We start from the raw sequence: 19,686 nt of genomic DNA, 5'->3' as shown, positions 1-19,686 counted from the left end.
GGGATATCAGCCATTTTTTGATGCACCGATACAACTGGATTCGACCGCACCAATTTAATGGTGGGCTGCCACCGGCTCAGGCCGAAAAAAAACTTAACGTCGTGTCCGGGATTAGTTGACCACTACAGTTTTGACATGATCAAACCCGCATTTCATCGTGATTTCTCACACTCTACGCCCAGTACCCCTCAAGACTTTGAGTGCATGAAGGAGTGCTCGCTCTACCTACGGCTGCTGCTAGACGACCGCCACGTCAGTCGCTCGAAGCTGGTCAGCTGAGGACCAATGACTGCCCTCCTCCTTAGGCTCGATTTCCGCCTTTGAGGATTGGCGGAAATTGGGAGGTCCCTCTGATGAACAGAACAGGTTTCTGGACTGCGCCCTGTTAGACGGACGCGAACTAGAACTGGTTGGAAGGCTCGCTGGCTGATCCACGCATCTAGGGATAACGCTTCAGTAAGAAATACCATGGATCTTTTGACCCTCACCTTCACTTCGGGCATGGCTAACGTGTTCTGCACAGGAATCCGTTGCGCAGCATAAAGCCGGATTGATTTCGTCCAAGCGCTCACGCATGGGGGGGCTTAGCCTAAGGAACCGAGTAGCCTGATCTCTGTGTGGCCGATACGGCACGCCGGCTAACTGTAGGTCAAGACACCATGGGGAACGCTCGCCAAGCGTGAGCACCTAATTACGGCAGCACGATGACTCTGAGGGCCTAAACATGACCATGCCGATTGAACGTACCCGGGCAGTCATCCAAACGGGGGAGTTTCTGCTCGAGCTCTCCCGAGACTTATCGATACCAGAAAGGGTACGCCGTGACGCCAAATTCCTCCTGCGTCACTATCCATCTCAGTTTCAGGTGCTGCTGGCAGGACGGATTGAAGAAGCGTCAGATACTGACGTATCCCCGATGGGCCCAGTCTTCAGCTCCGCAATCGATAGCTGCTACCACCCCCCGTTTGTTTGCGCTGCAGCTGACAAAGCTTCCAGATGACATGCTGGGGTCGACCATCAAAGCCATGACTGCCGCTCGAAAGGTTGTGTTTTTTACCGGCGCCGGCATGTCTGCTGAGAGTGGAATCCCGACTTTCCGCGACAAGCTGTAAGCGTCCGCTCAACACATCTTGCGTGATCATAAGGGTGTAGCAACTTAGGTTCTTTATGAAAAAATTATGTCGTAGACACTGCATCTCTCAGGCCCGAGAGACCATCGCTGCATAACTTTTTGAAAGCTTGTAGAACCGCGTCACTATGCGCCGGATTTCGGCTGCGCAGAGAACAAGTTCTTGTGTCCAAAAGCCCATGACCGGGTCTCTATCCGCTCCGATCAAGGCTTGAAGCCGGATAGTCGGAGCGAGCTCGTTACCGATACTGGCCGACGTGCGATAGAAGCACACTATGGCCTCATCCGGACGGGGTTCTACACCTGCTCACGACAGACCCTTAGGATGATTGAGGTTGGCGTGATTGCCACGCTGTGGCTCTGGAGCATCTCGATGCTGGCTTGCCCAGAAAACATACAATCTGAAGACTTATAAGGCCCCTGCACGCTCTGGAAATCGGGAGTAGCCGCGTATCAAATCAGCTCCCTTTTCTGCAATCATCATCGTCGCGGCGTAGGTATTTGCAGAAGGCATCATCGGCATAACAGAGGCATCAATTACCCTCAGGTTCTGCATGCCATGCACTCTTAGTTCATGACTAACCACAGACATCTTGTCGGAAGCCGGCCCCATGCGTGCGGTGCCGACCAGGTGGTAACCCGTTGAGCCGTTCAGTCGACAGAAATCCAGCATCTGCTCATCGGTTTGCACTTTGGTGCCGGGGATTGTTTCTTCCACCAGGTATTTAGATAGCAGCGGCGAATGCAGCAACGCTCGGATGATCTTCATTCCGCCCACCATGACCTCCTGATCTATCGCGTGTTCGAGATAGTTAGGCTGTATGATCGGGTCGACAAAAACATCCTTGGACACTGCGCGTACGTAACCTCGGCTCACCGGCCGATGCTGCCACCAACCGCCCGTGACGCCCGGGTAGTTATCCAATACATAGTGCCTACCCTCCTTGTAACTTCCAGGCGTGAAGACACATTGAAGGTCAGGCATTTGGACGTCGTCCTTCGACTTGCAAAACAGAAATACCTGTGACGGGACCAATGCCAGAATACTCGGCTGCTTCATTGCCCAGCGCATGATTTGCATCCCCAGGCGAGGGCCTCGCGCAAGTTCATTGAGGGTGACGACGTCGGAACGTGCACGCATGACCATGCGCGCAGAGTAATGATCGATCAGATTTTCACCCACACCAGGCAGTTCATGTACCAATTCAACGCCCAGCTTGGCAATCAATTCGCTCGGCCCAACCCCTGACACTTGAAGTAAACGGGCTGTGTTAGCGGTACCGGCACTGATGATCACTTCACGCTTGGCCAGCACTACAGTTTCAACTCCACCCTGTTTACGCAGAAAGCTTACGCCGATGGCTCGCTTCCCCTCGAAAAGCACTCGATTGGCGCGTGCGTTAGTCAGGAGCTTTACGTTCCCCCCTTTCAAGGCCGGGCGAAGAAATCCTTCGGCAGCGCTGACACGATAACCGCGGTCAATCGTGCGCTGAAAATAGCCGACCCCTTCTTGATCTCCTGCGTTGTAATCGGGGTTTCGCCGATAGCCGTGCTGGACCGCAGCGTCGATAAAAGTTTCAGAGACGGGGTGGAACCAGTCCATGTCCGTCACCGGGATGCCGCCCGTGCGCCCGCGCACCGTATCATCACCTGGCCCGACCCTGCGTTCTGTCTTGGCAAAGTAGGGAAGTACATCGTTGTAACCCCAGCCCGGGTTGCCCAGAGCCGCCCAGTTATCGTAGTCGGCCGGCTGACCACGAACATAGATCATTCCGTTAATCGAACTGGAGCCTCCAACAACTCGACCTTGCGTAGTTGAAATTGGTCGCCGGCCAGAGCCATGGGAGGGTTGTGTTTTGAACTGCCAAGTAATTGCTTGCTGAGTCAGCGTTTTTACAAAACCGGCGGGAATATGCACGTAAGGCCGCAAATCCCCTGGCCCCGCCTCAAGAATGCACACAGATACTGACGGGTCTTCTGCCAATCGAGCAGCCAAAATGGAGCCCGCGGCCCCAGCTCCCACAATCACATAATCAAAAGTTTCAGCATTTAGAGAGTGTGCATTCATTTTTTATACCTGTGGCAGGTTAAGCAAAAATATTAAAGACAATGAACGCTGGAGAGAAATAAAACCCTACTAAGGATTCATATTTAAAAATCGAGCGATCCCAAAATCACAACTACCCAAGTAGTGCAACCCATCAAACTTTATGGATAAAAACAACGCATTCTTGAACGGGGTCGATGCTAACAAGCCTGCCAACGCAACAAAAACGATTTTTTTTGAATCACAGGTGCAAAAAATTCACCGCCACTTTTTCATTGGGTCGAGCTGATTAAATTCCCATCAGCGTGCACTCACCGACCTATTAGAAGGCTGCTGCGATATCCAAACATGTTAGCATCACGAAAGTTTCACTCCCTTGCTCAAATGAATTCACTTCACTCGGAGGCTTCATGTCACTCGGATCATATGAGGTCTTTGTTGCCATCGTAGAGCGCGGCAGTCTGGCCGCCGCCGCGCAACAATTGAATTTGTCGCCTTCTGCAGTCAGCCATGCACTTGCCGCCTTCGAGCAATCACTTGGCTTTTCGCTGTTCATTCGCGGCCGGACGGGTGTTCGCCTTACGACTGGCGGAGAAGAATTGCTGTTAACGGTGCGAGAAGTGCTTCAGGCCAACGAAAAACTGCGCCAGCATGTGGCACAACTGCAGGGCCTGGAGACAGGCACCGTGACTATCGGCACGATCAGCTCAGTCAGCGTGATGTGGATGCCAAGTATCATTCGATCATTCAAGGAGCGATTTCCGCGAATCAAGATAGTCATCGAACAAGGGGGCTATGACGACGTTACCGATGGCATTTTGAAAAACAGGGTAGACCTGGGTTTCGTAACTTCGCCAGGTGCGCCAGGTCTTGAGTTGATGCCGCTCTATGCAGACCCCTTGTTGTGCATCACGCCCCAAGCATTCGAACCGCTTAATAAGGCTTACATGACGGTCGCGGAGCTTTCGAAAACCAATGTAGTGATGCAGCGCGAAGACTGTGGCAAGGACCTGCACCAGTTGCTGAACACTCACAAGGTGGTGGTGCGAGCCTGCGCCAAGGCAGTCGATGACGCGGCAATCATTGCTATGGTTGAAAGCGGTCTGGGCGTTAGCGTCATCCCGCGCCTGGCACTGCAGCACTACCAGACAACCGCCCAAGTGTTTCCTTTCGCTCCGGCGGAAAGCCGCGCGATTGCCCTGGCATCACTCGGTTATGAGGCTCTCTCGCCAGCAGCCCGAGAAATGCACGACCAGATTGTGCGGTACGTCACCCATTGGGCAACGCATCAATAGGAGATGCTGCTCAATTCCCGCTGATGAAGTCTGCAGCCCCGATCCGCGACCTAGATGCCCGTCTGGCCAAACAGTTGCTCGATTTGCTCCAGCAACCCATCGGCAAATCGTTTAGCCGGCATTTCGGCCATGGATATTTGCGTTGAGGTTCCCTGAAGGCCAGCAATCTGCCAGATATGATCCATCAAAAGATTGCGCAAATGCTCGTGGTCACGCACCTTCAGACGCACTAGCAAATCCAGATCCCCCGTAATCAAAGTGACCTCTTGCACTTCGGGCATTCCCCATAAACGGCACATGATGTCCGCCAGATCGTGGCCGGCGACAGCGGTGATCGACAAGTAGACCGTTTGCGTATAGCCCACCAAGCCCCAGTTGATTTGTACCGAGTAACCGGTAATGACACCCGCGCGCTCCAGCCGGCTCATTCGCTCGCTCACGGTCGGTGCGGAGATTCCGAGCGCCACCGCCAACTGACGCTGAGACATGCGGGCGTCGGCGACCAGGCTACGCAAAAGTGCCACATCAAGTTCATCCAACTTGTAGGGCACACCAACGCGTGCCGCCACCTCTCTTATTCTCGCCAATGATGCTTGTTGCTCGATCATTGCCCGCCCCCGATCGCTTGAACTCATCAAAAATAATGGTGGAGATTAGCATTTGAGGCCAGACGTTGAGCCCATCAAAAAAACTATTTATGCGTATATTTTTTCATCTGAAAGATCAAAACTTTCACGGATTGTCAATCGAATAGCCGTGTGTAGAATAATGTTCAAGTATGAAATATTGGTCGGTATTACGGAGACTGCTATGCCCGCTCGTAACTTGGATGCTCATCTCTTCATAAACGGTCAGTGGCAAGAAGGTCACTCGGGTACGCGCGATAACGTGGATCCTGGCACCGGAGAGACCATCGGCATAGTCAGTCTGGCTGACGCCTCCCAGGTAAAAGCTGCGATTGATGCCGCCGCCGCCGCCTTCCCGATGTGGAGTCGGTCTGCGGTACCGACCCGCAGCGCCATTCTCAAGAAGACCTCTGCCTTGCTGGCCGAACGCGTCGACGAACTGGCATCCGTACTGGTTCTGGAAGGTGGCAAGACTAAAGCCGATGCATATGGCGAAGCCCAGCGTACGATTGAAACCTTTGCCTGGAATGGCGAAGAGGCCACGCGAATTTTCGGTAAGGTTCACACCGGCCTGGTTGAAGGGAGCACGCGCTTTTCAGTGCCCACCCCACTTGGCGTAGCTGCCGCGATCACCGCGTGGAATTTCCCAGCAGTACTGGTCGCACGTAAGTTGGGAGCCGCACTTGCAGCGGGTTGCACAATCGTGCTGAAAGCGTCCGAGTTTACGCCGTGCAGTGCCAGAGTTATCGTTCAGGCCTTGATGGACGCAGGCTTGCCGGCGGGTGTCGTCAATCTGGTGTACGGCAACCCGGCCGCTATCAGCGAGCAGTTGCTCGGCTCGCAAACGGTAAAGGTGATCTCCTTTACCGGCTCCACTCAGGTGGGTAAAACCCTCGGCAGCCTAGCGGCCAAAAACCTCACGCGTTGTGTGTTCGAACTCGGAGGACACGCTCCAGTCATCGTCTGGAGCGATGCCGATATCGAGAACGTAGTACGGGTTACCGCGCCCGCCAAATTCGGCTCTGCCGGCCAATCATGCGTGGCACCTACACGCTTTCTGGTCCACCACGCGGTGCATGATCAACTCGTACGTGCGCTCGTCGAGAAGGCCGAGTCTTACCAGTTGGGCCACGGCACGATAGAAGGAAGCACACTGGGACCCGTCGCGCACGAAGGGCGTATCAAAGAGTTCATGCATTTGATTGATGATGCCGTGACCAAGGGCGCAACCCTGGAAACCGGCGGCTATCAGCTGGACTGCCCGGGCTTCTTCTTCAAACCTACAATTCTGAGCAATGTACCGCCGAATGCCGAGGTGCTGTTTGAAGAACCGTTCGGGCCTATTGCGACCATTCAGAAAATCAGCTCGGTAGACGAGGCGCTGGAACATGCCAATGCCGGGCCTTACGCGTTTGCCGCTTACCTGTTCACGGACTCACTGCGGGTGCGTAATCAAGTGGTGAGCGGTCTGAACGCATCGAACATCGGCGTCAACCAGACCGCACCGTCACTTCCCGATGTCGCGCTCGGCGGCCTGGGCAATAGCGGTTATGGCTATGAAGGCGGCACAGAAGGCGTACTGGCCTACACCCAACTGAGGCTGATCAGCCAATCCGCGATTTGAGTGGCGCAATGCACGACCTGCGGCATGACGCTCCAGCCGCACAGGCAGGCGTTCACCAATTACCGAATAAATAAACCCAGGGATGCGGGAACGGCCTGTTGCCACACACCGGCCGCGGGTCAGTCTCGCCCGCAAAAGCACCCTGTTTTCAGCGCAGAGCCGCCGTAGCGGTCCTATTCAGAGGTTGATATGACAACGCCAATCACCATCGCAAAAGTAATTGCTTCCCCAGGTATCGGTGGGTTTTTCTTCGACGACCAGACCGCCATCAAAGCCGGGGCGATCCGCGACGGCGCCGCTTATAAGGGAACCGCGGTAACACCGGGTTTCAAATCCGTACGGGAGCCTTCGGAGTCCGTTTCAGTGTTATTGGTGCTGAGCGATGGCTATATTGCACAGGGCGATTGCGCAAGCGTTCAATACACCGGCGTAGGCGGACGTGAACCGCGCTTCCACGCTCGCCAGCTGGCCACGCAAATCGAGCAGGAGCTGGGGCCGCGCCTGGTGGGCATGCAGGTGAATGGCTTTCGCAGAGCAGCCCTTGAAGCAGAAGCATTGATTGATGAGCTGTTTGAGTCCAAGCGGGCCACGGCATATGGCGTGTCTCAAGCACTCCTCAATGCCGCAGCCCACGCAGCCGGCCACCACTTGATGGCTCAAGTCATCAAAGATGAATGGAACATCGCAGCGCCTTTGGCCGCAGTGCCGATCTACGGGCAATCGGGCGATGACCGCTATACCAACGTCGACAAAATGATAATGAAAAGTGTTGAGGTGCTGCCGCACGGGCTGATCAACACTCCTGAACTCGTGGGCGTTGATGGCATCGCCATTGAAGAATACATCGGCTGGCTTCGCGCGCGAATCAGTCAATTGCGCGTCTGCGACACCTACCAGCCGATCATCCACCTGGACGTGTATGGCTTGATCGGTGCCGAAGCGAAAGGCTCGCTTGAACACACCGCAAACATCATTCAGCGCTTGGAGCGCGCGGCCGGGGCCCATGAACTTCGCCTCGAACACCCGATCGATGCCGGCAGCCGCGATGCCCAGATTGAAACAATGGCCGCCTTGCGCCAGATGCTGAAAACCCGCGGCAGCCGAGTCTCAATCATCGCTGACGAGTGGGCCAACACCGTCGAAGATGTGCATCTTTTCGCAGTTGCCGGCGCAACAGACATGGTGCAAATCAAAACCCCCGACCTGGGTTCTATTCATAACGCCATTGACGCCATCATCGATTGCCAGAAATACGGTATCGGCCCGGTACTGGGTGGCACATGTGCCGAGACAGATCAGTCCGCCCGTGTCACCGCCCATATCGGCATCGCAACCGCTGTAAGCCAAATGCTGGCCAAGCCCGGCATGGGCTTTGATGAGGGCTACAACATCGTCTTCAACGAAATGAACCGAGCCCTGCGAATCGCCGAGGCCCGCTCCAACTCATGACGCCGCGGGGGAATGCATATTCCCCCCTCACCGAAAAGCCTGAAGTTGTTGTTCCCATAATAAAAAGCCCTAACCCTGAATAGAAATCTGCCTTTAATTAAACATAAAAAATAAAATGCGGAGTACTGTTATGAAAGGCTTCAAAGTAAGCACTGCGTCTTTGTTTCTAACCGCGCTTTTCGCGGCCGGCGCGAGCTACGCGGACGACATGTCTTTATGGAAAACCTACGAGCAATCCTTCAAAGAAGCGAAATACATCGACCTGACCCATGCATTCGAGCCTGACATGGCCGTGTGGCCGGGTTTCGGTGGTGCAACGTTCAAAGCTGCGACCGCTGGCGCGACGATTCCCGACTTTGTGAATAAAGGTGATGAGTTCACCTACGAGAAACATGGTTTCGTCGCGACGGCCTACGACTTGCCTACAGACCAGTACGGCACTCAGTTAGACCCACCCGCGCACTGGAACCCCCTTGGCGCAACGATCAGCGACTTGCCCGCGACGTTCAGCGTACGTCCACTTGTAGTGATCAACATCGCCCCTCAGGCTGCCAAAGACCCGGGCTATCACCTGCAGGTCAAAGACATCCTGGCATGGGAAGCCAAACATGGCCGAATCCCGGCAGGCTCGGTCGTGATGGTTCGCTCGGACTGGTACAAACACTGGGCTGAACATGAACGATTCCGAACTGCCCCATTCCCTGGCGTGAGTCTTGACGCACTCAAGTTCCTGCATCTGGAGCGGAAAATCCTGTTCCATGGCCATGAAGCACTGGATACCGATACCACACCAACGGCCGAAGGCGAGGCATGGTTGATGCACAACAACTTCGCTCAAGCCGAAGGTGTAGCCAACCTGGATAAAGTCCCTGAAGCAGGCGCCTTGATTTCTATCGGCTTTGCCAAACCGCTGGGCGGGACGGGCGGGTATGCACGCTATATCGCCATTGCCCCTTCGACCTGGAAGCAAGGACAGACGCTGCGCGCATCACCGGGCGCTCCGTTGCCGACCCAGAAATTCCCGCTCAAACGCGACAGCCTTGGAGTCATGCGTCCGACGCCTTGACCGACGCGGATATCGAATGGGCGATCCGCTGACCGCTCATTCGCAGTGCCCCTGCAACAACCGGAGAGCGATAGCGATGACACAAGCATTTCGTTGGCCAAGCTACTCAGATTTCTATAAATCGTCCACCTACTCCAGGTTTCCGCAGGAACATCGCAGCGCGCCGGGTAACCTTCAGTTCGAAATGATTCGGGTTGAACAAGATACCCATGACTTTGTGGACCCTTCAGTACCTGAAGTCGTTATTGCAATGCCGCTCTCCGTCGCCGAGAACTGCACTTACTCTTGGAATATGGGCGAAGGCTGGCGCAATGAGCTCGCGATACCCGGAAGAGTGATGGTTATTCCATCGTGTAAGCAGAGCCACTGGAAAGTAAGCGGTGAGCGAGAACTGTTACTTATTACTGTGCCTACGGCAACGTTGAGCAAAGTGCTCTACTCCATTACCAGTCGGACAATAACGGAGGTATTTTCCAGGCTTGGCGAAAAAACCTGGGAAGGCACTTTCTTCGCATCAGCCATTACTACCCTTTGGGGCTTAACAAACAGTGAGGGGCCCGCGCACAGAATCTTGGCCGATGCCACACTCACCAGTATTATAAGTGGGTTGTTCATCATGGGAGGTGATACTCAAGCGGATGAAAAATCCATTGCCCTCCCCGTATGGCGACAAAAGAAAGTCGAGGCTTACGTAGACGAAAATCTCCATGAAGAGATTAATGTGTTCGGTATGGCAGAGGCATGTGGTCTGAGCGGTCGCCACTTTTCCAGAGCGTTCAGTGAGGAGCTGGGGCTGACGCCCCACCGTTGGCTGACACTCAAAAGAATCAGTCGGGCCAAAGAGCTCTTGCTGAAAAACGAAATGGATATCGCGCAAATCGCAGATCTGTGTGGCTTTTCCAACCAAAGTCACTTCAGTCGGGTGTTTAAAGACATCGTCGGGAAACCACCAGGACGCTGGCGGGCAACTGAATAGTCATAACACTCAACAAGCATGCGAGCGACGGCCACGCGCTGCAAATAACACTATTCAGCCATTTATTATCCGATACAGACGCGCGATACAAAATACCGCGCACGCTCTGTGGACGCTCTCGCGAACACGTCGGTAAGCTGCAATAGCACCCTTATAAAACCACTATCAGAAAAACCAAATAGTCGTTTGATTCACTGCCAACAGCATAACAATAACTGATTGCTCGTCTGCGTAATTTGCTTTGAGCCGTCAAAAAACAGGCGCATTGGAGGTGTTATGAAGTTCAATAAAAGATCCGTTAAATGGCCAGCACTGGCGAAACTCAGCGTGTTCCTGCTAGCCTCAACTATTACACCACTGAGCCTGGCAGATGATGTCATCAAAATTGCTGTCGTCGGCCCCGCAACTGGCGCTGTCGCCCAGTTCGGCGATATGGTGTTTATGGGAACAAAAATGGCCGCGGAGCAAATTAATGCCGCTGGCGGCGTCAACGGTAAAAAACTGCAGTTGGTGACCTATGATGACGCGTGCGATCCGAAGCAAGCGGTGGCGGTCGCTAACAAAGTGGTCAACGATGGCATTAAATTTGTTGTGGGTCACGTATGCTCCAGCTCCACACTTCCAGCTTCGGACATCTACGAAGATGAAAGAATTCTTATGGTAACGCCCTCGGCCACGCACGAAGGCATTACCAACCGTGGCTATAAGATGATGTTCCGCACCATTGGCCTTGATGGCCTTCAGGCACCCGCCGCCGCCGACTACATTGCCGATAAACTCAAACCACATGTCGTCGCGATCATTCACGACAAGCAGCAGTTTGGAGAAGGCATAGCTACCGCAGTGAAGAAGCGTCTGGACGCCAAGGGCGTGAATGTCGTTATATTTGACGGCATTAACGCCGGTGAAAAAGATTTCTCATCACTGATTACCAAACTCAAGAGAGCGAACGTCGATCTGCTTTATTACGGTGGGTATCATCCTGAAATGGGCATGATTCTTCGTCAGTCCGCAGAAAAGGGCTTCAAGCCCACATTCGTCAGTACCGACGGTGCGGGCAATAGCGAAATTAGTGCCATTGCCGGAGCCGCCAGTGAAGGATTACTGTTCACTCAACCCAAGGCATTTGACCAGGATCCAAAAAATACGGCGTTGGTCAAAGCGTTCAAACTACAAAACCAAGACCCCAGCGGCAACTTTGTAATGCCCGCCTACACCGCAGTTGAAGTGATTGCCGAAGGCATTAAGGCAGCCGGTAGCGAAGACACCGAAAAAGTTGCAGAAACGCTTAAGAAAAAAACGTTTGATACGCCTATCGGCCTAATCTCTTTCGATCAGAAAGGTGACTTGAAAGACTTCAGTTACGTGGTCTACACGTGGCACAAGGACGGCACCAAAACGTTAGCAAACTGATAGCGCCAAGGAATGCTCGCACTTGTTGCGGGCATTCTTTTTTCAAGCCTGATACTTCACACGTTACTCATGGCTTAATCATACAAAAGAAGAGATTTCTGATGTCGCTTTATTCTGCCCCCCTGCGCGACATGCGCTTCGTGCTCCATGAAGTCTTCCAAGCCCCACGTCTCTGGGCTCGCTTACCGGCGCTGTCGGAGTTTGTTGATGCCGATACGGCAGACGCCGTTCTCGAAGAAGCGGCAAAGGTGACAAGCGGCTTGATCGCCCCACTCAATCGAAGTGGAGACGAAGAAGGCGCACAGTGGCAACAAGGCCAGGTCAGCACACCCGCAGGTTTCAGAGCAGCCTACGCCACTTACATTGAAGGGGGCTGGGTCGGGCTCAGTGGTAATCCCGCCTTCGGCGGTATGGGCATGCCCAAGATGTTGGCTGTACAGTTCGAAGAGATGCTCTACGGTGCCAACTCCAGTTTTGCGCTGTACTCCACCCTCAGCTCCGGAGCCTGCCTGGCATTGGATGCCCACGCTGACGAAGCGCTGAAAAAGCTGTATTTACCACCAATGTACGAAGGCCGCTGGGCAGGTTCCATGTGCCTGACTGAAGCGCATGCGGGCACAGATCTTGGGATCATTCGTACCCGTGCCGAGCCTCAATGCGATGCAAGTTATGCCATCACGGGCAGCAAAATATTCATCACCGGTGGCGATCAGGACCTGACCGAAAATATCATTCACCTGGTGTTAGCCAAGCTACCGGACGCCCCCGCCGGGCCCAAGGGTATCTCGCTGTTCGTGGTCCCCAAAATATTGGTGAATGCGGATGGCTCCCTGGGGGCAGCCAATGCGGTGAGTTGCGGTTCGATCGAACACAAGATGGGCATCAAGGCGTCTGCCACCTGCGTGATGAATTTCGATGGGGCCCGTGGCTGGTTGGTCGGGGAAGCCAACAAAGGACTGGCGGCAATGTTCACCATGATGAACTACGAACGACTCTCCATCGGCATCCAAGGCATAGGCTGTGCCGAAGCGTCCTATCAGAACGCACGGGCCTATGCCTGCGAACGCTTGCAGGGTCGGTCAACCACCTCCGTGGTCGGCTCCGACAAGATGGCCGACCCCATCATTGTTCATCCGGATGTCAGGCGGATGCTACTCAGCATGAAGGGCATGACCGAGGGAGGACGGGCATTTGCCTGTTACGTCGGTCAGCAATTGGACCTGGCAAAGTTTTCTGACCTGGCCGATGAGCGCCATGACGCCGAGGCGATGGTGGCCTTGCTCACACCTGTGGCTAAGGCATTTTTCACCGATACCGGCCTGGACAGCTGCGTTCACGGGCAACAAGTATTCGGTGGTCACGGCTACATTCGTGAATGGGGCCAGGAGCAGTTGGTCCGTGATGTGCGTATTGCTCAGATTTATGAAGGCACCAACGGGATCCAGGCGCTTGATCTGCTGGGGCGTAAAGTGATCGCGAACGCGGGGGCGAACCTTTATCGCTTCTGCGAGGAAATACGCGCGTTTGCGGATACTCGGAAAAGTCCCCACAGCAATGAGCTGGTGTGTGCCGTGGAACGCCTGGAGTCGGTCACCTCCTGGGTGCTCCAGGCGGCAAAGTCCGACCCCCGTCAGACAGGCGCCGCTTCGGTCGAATACTTGCACTTGCTGGGTTACGTCGCTTACGCCTACATGTGGGAACGCATGGCCATCGTGGCCGCGCAAAAACTCAGCGACGACCCGGTGTTCTACGGAGCGAAACTGGCAACTGGCGCGTTCTATTTTCAACGCCTGCTGCCTCGTACCCTAAGCCTGGAAGCGAGCATACGTAACGGCTCGACATCACTTTATCTGTTGGACCCAGAGCAATTCTGATCCTAACCTGCCCGCTCCCGTCACCCACGCTGAGGCGTTCATTATCGGCGCCTCAACGTCCTCCCCTTCACCGACCCGTTGACAGTGGCACATTAGGCACGGCCCTGGCACTCACTAATCATTCGGTTACCTTTGCCCACAAGAACATGTAGCCTGTCCAGATGACGGCAAAGCCTGATGCAATGACCCAAAAGTTGCCGATTGGGAGACGTTGATATTGAGACACCAGGAGTATAAGTAAGTGGTAGTCAAGGCCAAAGGCACAAGTAAAATCAAACGCTATGTAGAAGTCGCCAATTCGCTGATTGCTGAAATAGTGAATGGCCGATATACCCTGGGCACGCTACTCCCTACCGAGCATGAACTGGCAACCCATTTCGCCGTCAGCCGACAGACCGTTCGTGCTGCGTTAACGATAATGAAGGAACGGGGGTACATCACGCGCAAGAAGGCGGTCGGTAGTCTTGTCGAGAGCATCAATCCGAGCGTGGCCTACTCACAGTCCGTCAGCACAATCGAAGACTTGATCCAGGTAGCGATGTCGGAAGTGCGTAGCATCGAAAGTACCCATTCGATAGCACTCGACAGAGTATTGGCCCGGCAACTGGAAGCCCCTGTCGGTTCAGAATGGATTCATATGTCAGGCCCAAGAATTGACGCCAAGAGCACGCAGGCCGGATGCTGGGCCAATATCTTTATCAATACTGCATACGCAGGCGCGCTGGAAACTATCCGGCAGCAACCACAAATGATGATCAGCGACATCCTCGAAAAGCACTACGCAATTACGATATCTGAAGTACGCCAGACCGTATTTGCAGTACTCATTGAGGGCGATATGGCCCGGCGCTTAAACGTTGAAGACCGTTCCGCGGGGTTGCGGATTCTGCGGCACTATAAAGACGATCAAGGTCAGCTCGTTGAATTGACTGAAACGGTCTACCCAGCCAAACGCATCAGCGTATCGACTCATCTCAAGCGAGTGACCAACGCGGCCAAATAAAAAATGCCATGCCACCATCGGTGCCATGGCATTCAGCTTAGCAAGCCTTTAGTAAAAGCGTTTGAGGGCTTTCTCGGGAATATTCATACCTGTGGCCTTGGCCTGCTCCAGGATGCTCCAAAAGTAACGGTAGGTCGCTCTGTCGTGCAACTCGCCCTGGTACTGAATCGGGCCCCAATCCTTGTCCTGGGCCGCACACAGAATTTCAGCGGCGTCTTCGATCTCTTCGAAGGCAGGCTGCATGGCGCTGACAATGGCGCTGATCTGCGCGGGGTGGATACTCCACATACGCAAGAAGCCGAATTCACGCTTGGCCCTTGAAGCATCACCGCCGATAACGTCAGCGTCTTTCAGGCTCAAACACACGTTGTGCGAAGGCACCACACCATTGGCAATGGCGGCGGCGACCATTTCGGTTTTAGCGCGAACAATCAGCGGATGCTGAAATTGATCGGGGCTGCGCATCGCCGACGCTGGAATAGCGCCCTGGTGAGCACTCACAAAATCCATCTGGCCGAAGTCCAGCACTTCAACACCCGGCAGGCCTGCGATTTCAAAGACTTCTCTCAACGCGCCATGGGTTTCAACCAGAACGTGGATTGGAATTTTACGCTCGACGCCCGTGCGCGCCGCAACGGCCTGAATGTAATCCGACATCTCGACTACCTGCGCGGCCGTAATTGCCTTAGGCAGCGTGACGTACGCAATACGCGCCGCCGTTTGACCGACGATGACGTCGACATCGCGCTTCCAGAACGGGTGGGTATAGTCATGGATACGCACACCCAACTTGCCATGAAGATTCTTTTCAGAGTTCACAAGCCTGGCCACCATTTGCGCGTGATCCTCCTCATCACCTGCGGCCGCCCCATCTTCGCAGTCACAGGTAATATCGAAGACAGGACCTAGCTGCGCTTGCAATTCCATCGCCTTGACAATCAGCTTTTCACTGCCGGCGAAGTGTTCGCACACGGATAATACCGGGAACGTTTTTTCGCCATCGAACAACGCTTCGCGAGGATGTACCTGATTACTCATGACGTCACACCTTATTATTGGGTTTTTTCGGGATTGCGATCACATAGTCGAGATCCAGTACGACCTCGGGAGGGTATTCAATTTTTCCTTGATGTTTTTCCGTAAAGATTATCTTGCTCGCGGCGCCTATATTTTTGGCGGCGATCAGACGCAGGCGCAGCGCGCCCATATGTGGATGACCAAGTTCTATCTGTTCCTTTATTTGCGTGGCACATACCAGAGTATCGCCGGAGAACGTGGGCGACACATGATTCCCGCCATTCATCGCCAGTACGCAGATAGCATTTTCCAATCCGTCATACGAAAGTGCCTTGCAGAGGGATATCACATGCCCGCCATATACCAGCCTTTGCTGCATACCGCTCGCGGCCATTGTATAAGCGTCAAAGTGTGCCTTGGCAGTGTTCTGGTACAAGCGCGTCGCCTGACTATGATCACTGTCATTGATGGTCATTGCACTCATGTGATCGATACGCTCACCCGCGCTGTAGTCTTCCCAAAAAAAACGTGAGCGAGTCGCCTCAAACATGACCTCGGCGGCAGCGTTCACCTGCAATGCTGGGAAATGCTGTACCGCGACCTCCTGAGGCAACGGTGGGATAACGTTGATACCTGAAACTTCATCTTTGTTTCTTTTATGAATCATCACCCAACGCACCCAAGTCAACACCTCTTCGTTTCGCTGATTAGTGGCGACTGACTGGGTGTAAACAATCCCGGCTTTTCCGTTCGACGTTTCCCGCAGACCGATCACGTCGCTGCTAACGCGAAGTGTGTCTTGCGCATAGACAGGTCTGACAAACCGCACATCTGCATAGCCGAGGTTAGCGATCGCATTCAAAGAAATGTCAGGAACGGTCTTTCCGAACGCGATATTGAAAACAAGGAAATCCTCCATGGGCCGTTTTTCGAAACCCAAGGCTGCACTCACCGTTTCGGCACTGCCAATGGCATCGCGGCTGCCGGTTAATCCGATGTAGAGACTGCGATCTCCTTCTGTGAGCGTACGAGGTGTCGGGTGCTGGATATGCATCCCAACAGAAAAGTCTTCAAAAAAATTGCCCTGCCGCACCTTGCTCATCACACCCTCACCGATATCTCAGCCAGACACAATATGTACGCACATAGTATCCGTGACTAAAAATCAACGTCAAGCGTTTAAAACCGCACAAAACCCTCATGTTAATAACTTTCAGATCTAATAAATATGTTTTATTTTTAAAACCTAGATAGTAATGTACGTACATAAAGATCAGGGACGGAAGCCACTTCCCGGCCTGAAAAGCACCCTAATAATGAGAAATGACCATGCTTGCCAAATCCCTGGATGACATTGTTGTTATTGACCTGACCCAAATGCTTGCAGGCCCTTTCGGCACTCAGATTCTTGCGGACCACGGAGCCAAAGTTATCAAGGTCGAAGCATTCGAAGGCGACGGCACGCGCAAGCTGGGCCCTTACATGGCAGACGATAAAGTTCGCGAATACGGCGGCTATTTTCAGAGCGTCAATCGCAACAAGCACTCGATTGCGATCAACCTCAAAACAGAAGAAGGCAAAACGATTTTTCGTGATTTGGTCAAAACTGCAGACATTGTGGTGGAGAATTTTCGATCGGGCGTCCTCGACCGGCTGGGCCTCTCATACGAGTCACTGCGCGAGCTCAATCCCAGGTTGGTCTACGGCGCTGTACGCGGCTTCGGTGATCCACGTAGCGGCAACAGTCCTTATAGTGACTGGCCTTCATATGACGTGGTGTCCCAGGCAATGGGCGGCATCATGGGAATTACCGGACCCGATGAAAACACACCGACCAAGATCGGTCCTGGTGTAGGCGACACGATTCCTGCCCTGATGCTGACAATCGGTTTGTTGAACGCGCTTCACTATGCACGCCGCACGGGCGAGGGACAGTTTGTCGATGTAGCGATGACCGATGCCGTTCTGTCGGTATGTGAGCGCATCATTTATCAGAAATCATACGAAAATCGCAGCCCTGCGCCAGAAGGCAACCGTCACCCTTTGCTGTGCCCTTTCGGGCTGTTCAGAGCAAAAGATGGTTGGGTGTCCATTGCCTGCGCCCATGATGAGTTCTGGGTGAAGCTTGCAACGGCCATTGATCGTCGTGAGTTGGCCACTGACTCGAATTTCGCGACCAATGCCGCTCGCCTGGTAAACGTAGACAAGGTCATTGATGCGATTGAAATTTTCACTCGCGCTCGTACTAAAGAGCAAATCAAGGCGTGCCTGGGCGGCCTGGTTCCCTTTGGGCTTGTCTATACCGCCGATGAGATTTATGCAGACCCTCACTACGCTATTCGCGAGATGATCGTGGAAGTTGAGCAGCCCAACTCCAGCATTCCCGCGCGCATTGCGGGAATCCCCATCAAGATGAGCTTGACCCCAGGCGAAGTCCTGCGCCGGGCGCCTCGCCTTGGTGAGCACACCCGAGAAACCCTTTGCACACTTGGACTCGATGAAAACACTATAAACGGGCTGTATCGCGACTGTATTGTTCGGTAACTGCAACATAAGACAACGGTAAAAAAGCTGACCTCATCACAGATGAAGTCAGCATGTGGTTTTAATTCTGGTTATGCGTAGGCCGGCAACTTCGACAATGCCAAAATACCTTTCATGCAAACAGATTTAAGCCATCGAAAAACTGCTTTTCTTTTCATAATTGGTCTCGAATTTTTTATAATTAATCGCATCGGCCAATCGCCTGGCGACCCGTAGAAAGCTCATCAACTAAAACTAGATGATGGCGCTCTGCGCCCAGACAGTGAACACTGTCCCCATGAAATTTCATAGTTGTCCACTGGTATAAAACTGCCATTTTTTGTATAGCGAGGACATTCGGCGCACTGATGCGTTTTTAATACTGGACCGGACTCGCCACCCACCCTAATCTGATGCGACACTCAATTAAAAAATTCGTAATTCATTGCTTTTTTGCATTTTCTCTCGGCACGCCACAACTGCCCACAACAATCATAGACCGCGCCTGACATGCCGCTCGGCAATGCGCATCGTCTGAATATAAATAGTAGTTGGAGTCAAACATGAAGTTCCCTATCCGTGCGCTCGCAATCCTCCCCTCGCTTAATCTATCCAGTGCTGAGAGACCGCGTTACTTAAGTGTCTCTGACAAGGCATCCACAAAAAATAAAACTCATCAAACGTGGCAAAACCCACGTGACGTTCAATGAGGTTTCCATGGCTTTTTTCTTTTCTGACAGCCTGGGGTAGAGGATCTTGTAATGTCTGACATCTATCATTTTTTCCAACAGCTGGTTAATGGCCTGACCATTGGCAGCACCTATGCCTTGATAGCCATTGGCTACACAATGGTTTACGGCATCATTGGAATGATCAACTTCGCCCATGGCGAGGTGTACATGATTGGCTCCTACGTGGCCTTCATCGCCCTTGCCGGGCTGGCCATGATGGGTATCCACTCCCTGCCGCTGTTGATGACCGCCGCGTTCCTTGCGTCGATCGTCGTAACCAGTGCCTATGGCTACAGTATCGAGCGCGTTGCCTACCGCCCCCTGCGTGGCAGCAACCGTTTGATCCCGCTGATTTCCGCCATCGGCATGTCGATTTTCCTGCAGAACACCGTATTGCTGTCCCAAGACTCCAAGGATAAATCCATCCCCAACCTGATTCCGGGGAGCTTCTCCTTCGGTCCGGGTGGCGCGGAAGAAGTCCTGATTTCCTACATGCAAATCCTGGTCTTCGTCGTCACTCTGGTGGCCATGCTCGGCCTGACCCTGTTCATCTCCCGCTCCCGTCTGGGACGCGCCTGCCGGGCCTGTGCCGAAGACATCAAGATGGCCAACCTGCTGGGCATCAACACTAACAACATCATCGCCCTGACCTTCGTGATCGGCGCCGCACTGGCCGCCGTTGCGGCGGTGCTGCTGAGCATGCAGTACGGCGTGATCAACCCCAACGCCGGTTTCCTGGTAGGCCTCAAGGCCTTTACCGCGGCGGTATTGGGCGGTATCGGCAGTATTCCGGGCGCGATGCTCGGCGGGCTGGTGCTGGGTGTGGCCGAGGCCTTTGGTGCCGATATCTTCGGCGACCAGTACAAGGACGTCGTGGCGTTCGGCCTCTTGGTTCTGGTGCTGTTGTTCCGTC

Annotated in this window: 15 protein-coding genes and 1 pseudogene; 12 read left to right on the top strand and 4 right to left on the bottom strand. The window is 53.7% G+C overall.

The window, feature by feature from the left end; genetic code table 11:
* Positions 1 to 724 precede the first annotated feature (724 nt).
* Together KZX66_RS26220 and KZX66_RS26215 are read left to right on the top strand one after the other, a co-directional pair.
* Entirely contained in the window at positions 725 to 1,000 is a 276-nt protein-coding gene (locus KZX66_RS26220; RefSeq protein WP_248084108.1) for a BPSL0761 family protein, read from the top strand.
* Between the two features lies 1 nt (position 1,001).
* Positions 1,002 to 1,109 (top strand): annotated as a pseudogene (locus tag KZX66_RS26215) (NAD-dependent deacylase); the annotation flags it as partial.
* Positions 1,110 to 1,538: 429 nt separating this feature from the next.
* On the opposite strand, the gene KZX66_RS26210 reads toward KZX66_RS26215, so the two are convergent.
* A complete protein-coding gene (locus KZX66_RS26210) occupies positions 1,539 to 3,197 on the bottom strand; it encodes a GMC family oxidoreductase N-terminal domain-containing protein (RefSeq protein WP_248084106.1) in 1,659 nt (552 codons plus the stop codon).
* A gap of 389 nt (positions 3,198 to 3,586) precedes the next feature.
* Between KZX66_RS26210 and KZX66_RS26205 the strand changes: the two genes are divergently transcribed.
* The gene (locus KZX66_RS26205) at positions 3,587 to 4,471 is read left to right on the top strand and encodes a LysR family transcriptional regulator (RefSeq protein WP_248084104.1); all 885 of its coding nucleotides are present in this window, start codon (positions 3,587 to 3,589) and stop codon (positions 4,469 to 4,471) included.
* Between the two features lie 50 nt (positions 4,472 to 4,521).
* Here the strand turns inward: KZX66_RS26205 and KZX66_RS26200 are convergent, their stop codons facing one another.
* Positions 4,522 to 5,079, bottom strand: coding sequence for an Lrp/AsnC family transcriptional regulator (locus KZX66_RS26200; RefSeq protein ID WP_248084102.1), 558 nt, complete (start codon positions 5,077 to 5,079; stop codon positions 4,522 to 4,524).
* A 202-nt stretch (positions 5,080 to 5,281) separates the two neighbouring features.
* Between KZX66_RS26200 and KZX66_RS26195 the strand changes: the two genes are divergently transcribed.
* The 7 genes from KZX66_RS26195 (at position 5,282) to KZX66_RS26455 (ending at position 14,502) form a co-directional block, all read left to right on the top strand.
* Positions 5,282 to 6,721 carry an aldehyde dehydrogenase family protein gene (locus KZX66_RS26195; RefSeq protein ID WP_248084100.1) on the top strand — a complete coding sequence of 480 codons (1,440 nt, stop codon included), beginning with the start codon at positions 5,282 to 5,284 and terminating at the stop codon, positions 6,719 to 6,721.
* Positions 6,722 to 6,910: 189 nt separating this feature from the next.
* Positions 6,911 to 8,170 (top strand): methylaspartate ammonia-lyase, encoded by a 1,260-nt coding sequence (locus KZX66_RS26190; RefSeq protein ID WP_090210109.1) that lies wholly within the window; start codon positions 6,911 to 6,913, stop codon positions 8,168 to 8,170.
* A 130-nt stretch (positions 8,171 to 8,300) separates the two neighbouring features.
* Complete coding sequence (locus KZX66_RS26185) at positions 8,301 to 9,236, top strand: cyclase family protein (protein ID WP_090210111.1); 936 nt, start codon at positions 8,301 to 8,303, stop codon at positions 9,234 to 9,236.
* 16 nt (positions 9,237 to 9,252) lie between these two features.
* Positions 9,253 to 10,212, top strand: coding sequence for an AraC family transcriptional regulator (locus KZX66_RS26180; RefSeq protein ID WP_090210113.1), 960 nt, complete (start codon positions 9,253 to 9,255; stop codon positions 10,210 to 10,212).
* A 276-nt stretch (positions 10,213 to 10,488) separates the two neighbouring features.
* Entirely contained in the window at positions 10,489 to 11,625 is a 1,137-nt protein-coding gene (locus tag KZX66_RS26175) for a high-affinity branched-chain amino acid ABC transporter substrate-binding protein (protein WP_017526871.1), read from the top strand.
* A 101-nt stretch (positions 11,626 to 11,726) separates the two neighbouring features.
* Positions 11,727 to 13,499, top strand: coding sequence for an acyl-CoA dehydrogenase C-terminal domain-containing protein (locus KZX66_RS26170; protein WP_078823993.1), 1,773 nt, complete (start codon positions 11,727 to 11,729; stop codon positions 13,497 to 13,499).
* 241 nt (positions 13,500 to 13,740) lie between these two features.
* Positions 13,741 to 14,502, top strand: a complete 762-nt coding sequence (locus KZX66_RS26455) for a GntR family transcriptional regulator (RefSeq protein ID WP_017526869.1) — start codon at positions 13,741 to 13,743, stop codon at positions 14,500 to 14,502.
* A gap of 48 nt (positions 14,503 to 14,550) precedes the next feature.
* Here KZX66_RS26455 and KZX66_RS26160 read toward each other — a convergent pair whose 3' ends face one another.
* A complete protein-coding gene (locus KZX66_RS26160) occupies positions 14,551 to 15,540 on the bottom strand; it encodes an aldolase/citrate lyase family protein (RefSeq protein WP_017526868.1) in 990 nt (329 codons plus the stop codon).
* Between the two features lie 4 nt (positions 15,541 to 15,544).
* The gene (locus KZX66_RS26155) at positions 15,545 to 16,621 is read right to left on the bottom strand and encodes a MaoC family dehydratase (RefSeq protein WP_248084098.1); all 1,077 of its coding nucleotides are present in this window, start codon (positions 16,619 to 16,621) and stop codon (positions 15,545 to 15,547) included.
* A gap of 227 nt (positions 16,622 to 16,848) precedes the next feature.
* Between KZX66_RS26155 and KZX66_RS26150 the strand changes: the two genes are divergently transcribed.
* Together KZX66_RS26150 and livH are read left to right on the top strand one after the other, a co-directional pair.
* Complete coding sequence (locus KZX66_RS26150) at positions 16,849 to 18,063, top strand: CoA transferase (RefSeq protein WP_248084096.1); 1,215 nt, start codon at positions 16,849 to 16,851, stop codon at positions 18,061 to 18,063.
* Between the two features lie 740 nt (positions 18,064 to 18,803).
* The coding region (gene livH, locus KZX66_RS26145; RefSeq protein WP_248084094.1) for a high-affinity branched-chain amino acid ABC transporter permease LivH at positions 18,804 to 19,686 on the top strand (883 nt) is incomplete at its 3' end.

Source organism: Pseudomonas sp. EYE_354 (genome assembly GCF_023148575.1).
Taxonomy (GTDB): domain Bacteria; phylum Pseudomonadota; class Gammaproteobacteria; order Pseudomonadales; family Pseudomonadaceae; genus Aquipseudomonas.
Note: the sequence above shows the minus strand (reverse complement) of the source record. Positions and strands in the feature narration are given on the sequence as shown.

Coding starts and splice junctions, on each gene's coding strand:
- KZX66_RS26155 (WP_248084098.1), bottom strand. CDS start 16,621: ATGAGCAAGGTGCGGCAGGGCAATTTTTTTGAAGACTTTTCTGTTGGG.
- KZX66_RS26180 (WP_090210113.1), top strand. CDS start 9,253: ATGGGCGATCCGCTGACCGCTCATTCGCAGTGCCCCTGCAACAACCGG.
- KZX66_RS26205 (WP_248084104.1), top strand. CDS start 3,587: ATGTCACTCGGATCATATGAGGTCTTTGTTGCCATCGTAGAGCGCGGC.
- KZX66_RS26160 (WP_017526868.1), bottom strand. CDS start 15,540: ATGAGTAATCAGGTACATCCTCGCGAAGCGTTGTTCGATGGCGAAAAA.
- KZX66_RS26195 (WP_248084100.1), top strand. CDS start 5,282: ATGCCCGCTCGTAACTTGGATGCTCATCTCTTCATAAACGGTCAGTGG.
- KZX66_RS26220 (WP_248084108.1), top strand. CDS start 725: ATGACCATGCCGATTGAACGTACCCGGGCAGTCATCCAAACGGGGGAG.
- KZX66_RS26200 (WP_248084102.1), bottom strand. CDS start 5,079: ATGATCGAGCAACAAGCATCATTGGCGAGAATAAGAGAGGTGGCGGCA.
- KZX66_RS26170 (WP_078823993.1), top strand. CDS start 11,727: ATGTCGCTTTATTCTGCCCCCCTGCGCGACATGCGCTTCGTGCTCCAT.
- KZX66_RS26175 (WP_017526871.1), top strand. CDS start 10,489: ATGAAGTTCAATAAAAGATCCGTTAAATGGCCAGCACTGGCGAAACTC.
- KZX66_RS26150 (WP_248084096.1), top strand. CDS start 16,849: ATGCTTGCCAAATCCCTGGATGACATTGTTGTTATTGACCTGACCCAA.
- KZX66_RS26190 (WP_090210109.1), top strand. CDS start 6,911: ATGACAACGCCAATCACCATCGCAAAAGTAATTGCTTCCCCAGGTATC.
- KZX66_RS26185 (WP_090210111.1), top strand. CDS start 8,301: ATGAAAGGCTTCAAAGTAAGCACTGCGTCTTTGTTTCTAACCGCGCTT.
- KZX66_RS26210 (WP_248084106.1), bottom strand. CDS start 3,197: ATGAATGCACACTCTCTAAATGCTGAAACTTTTGATTATGTGATTGTG.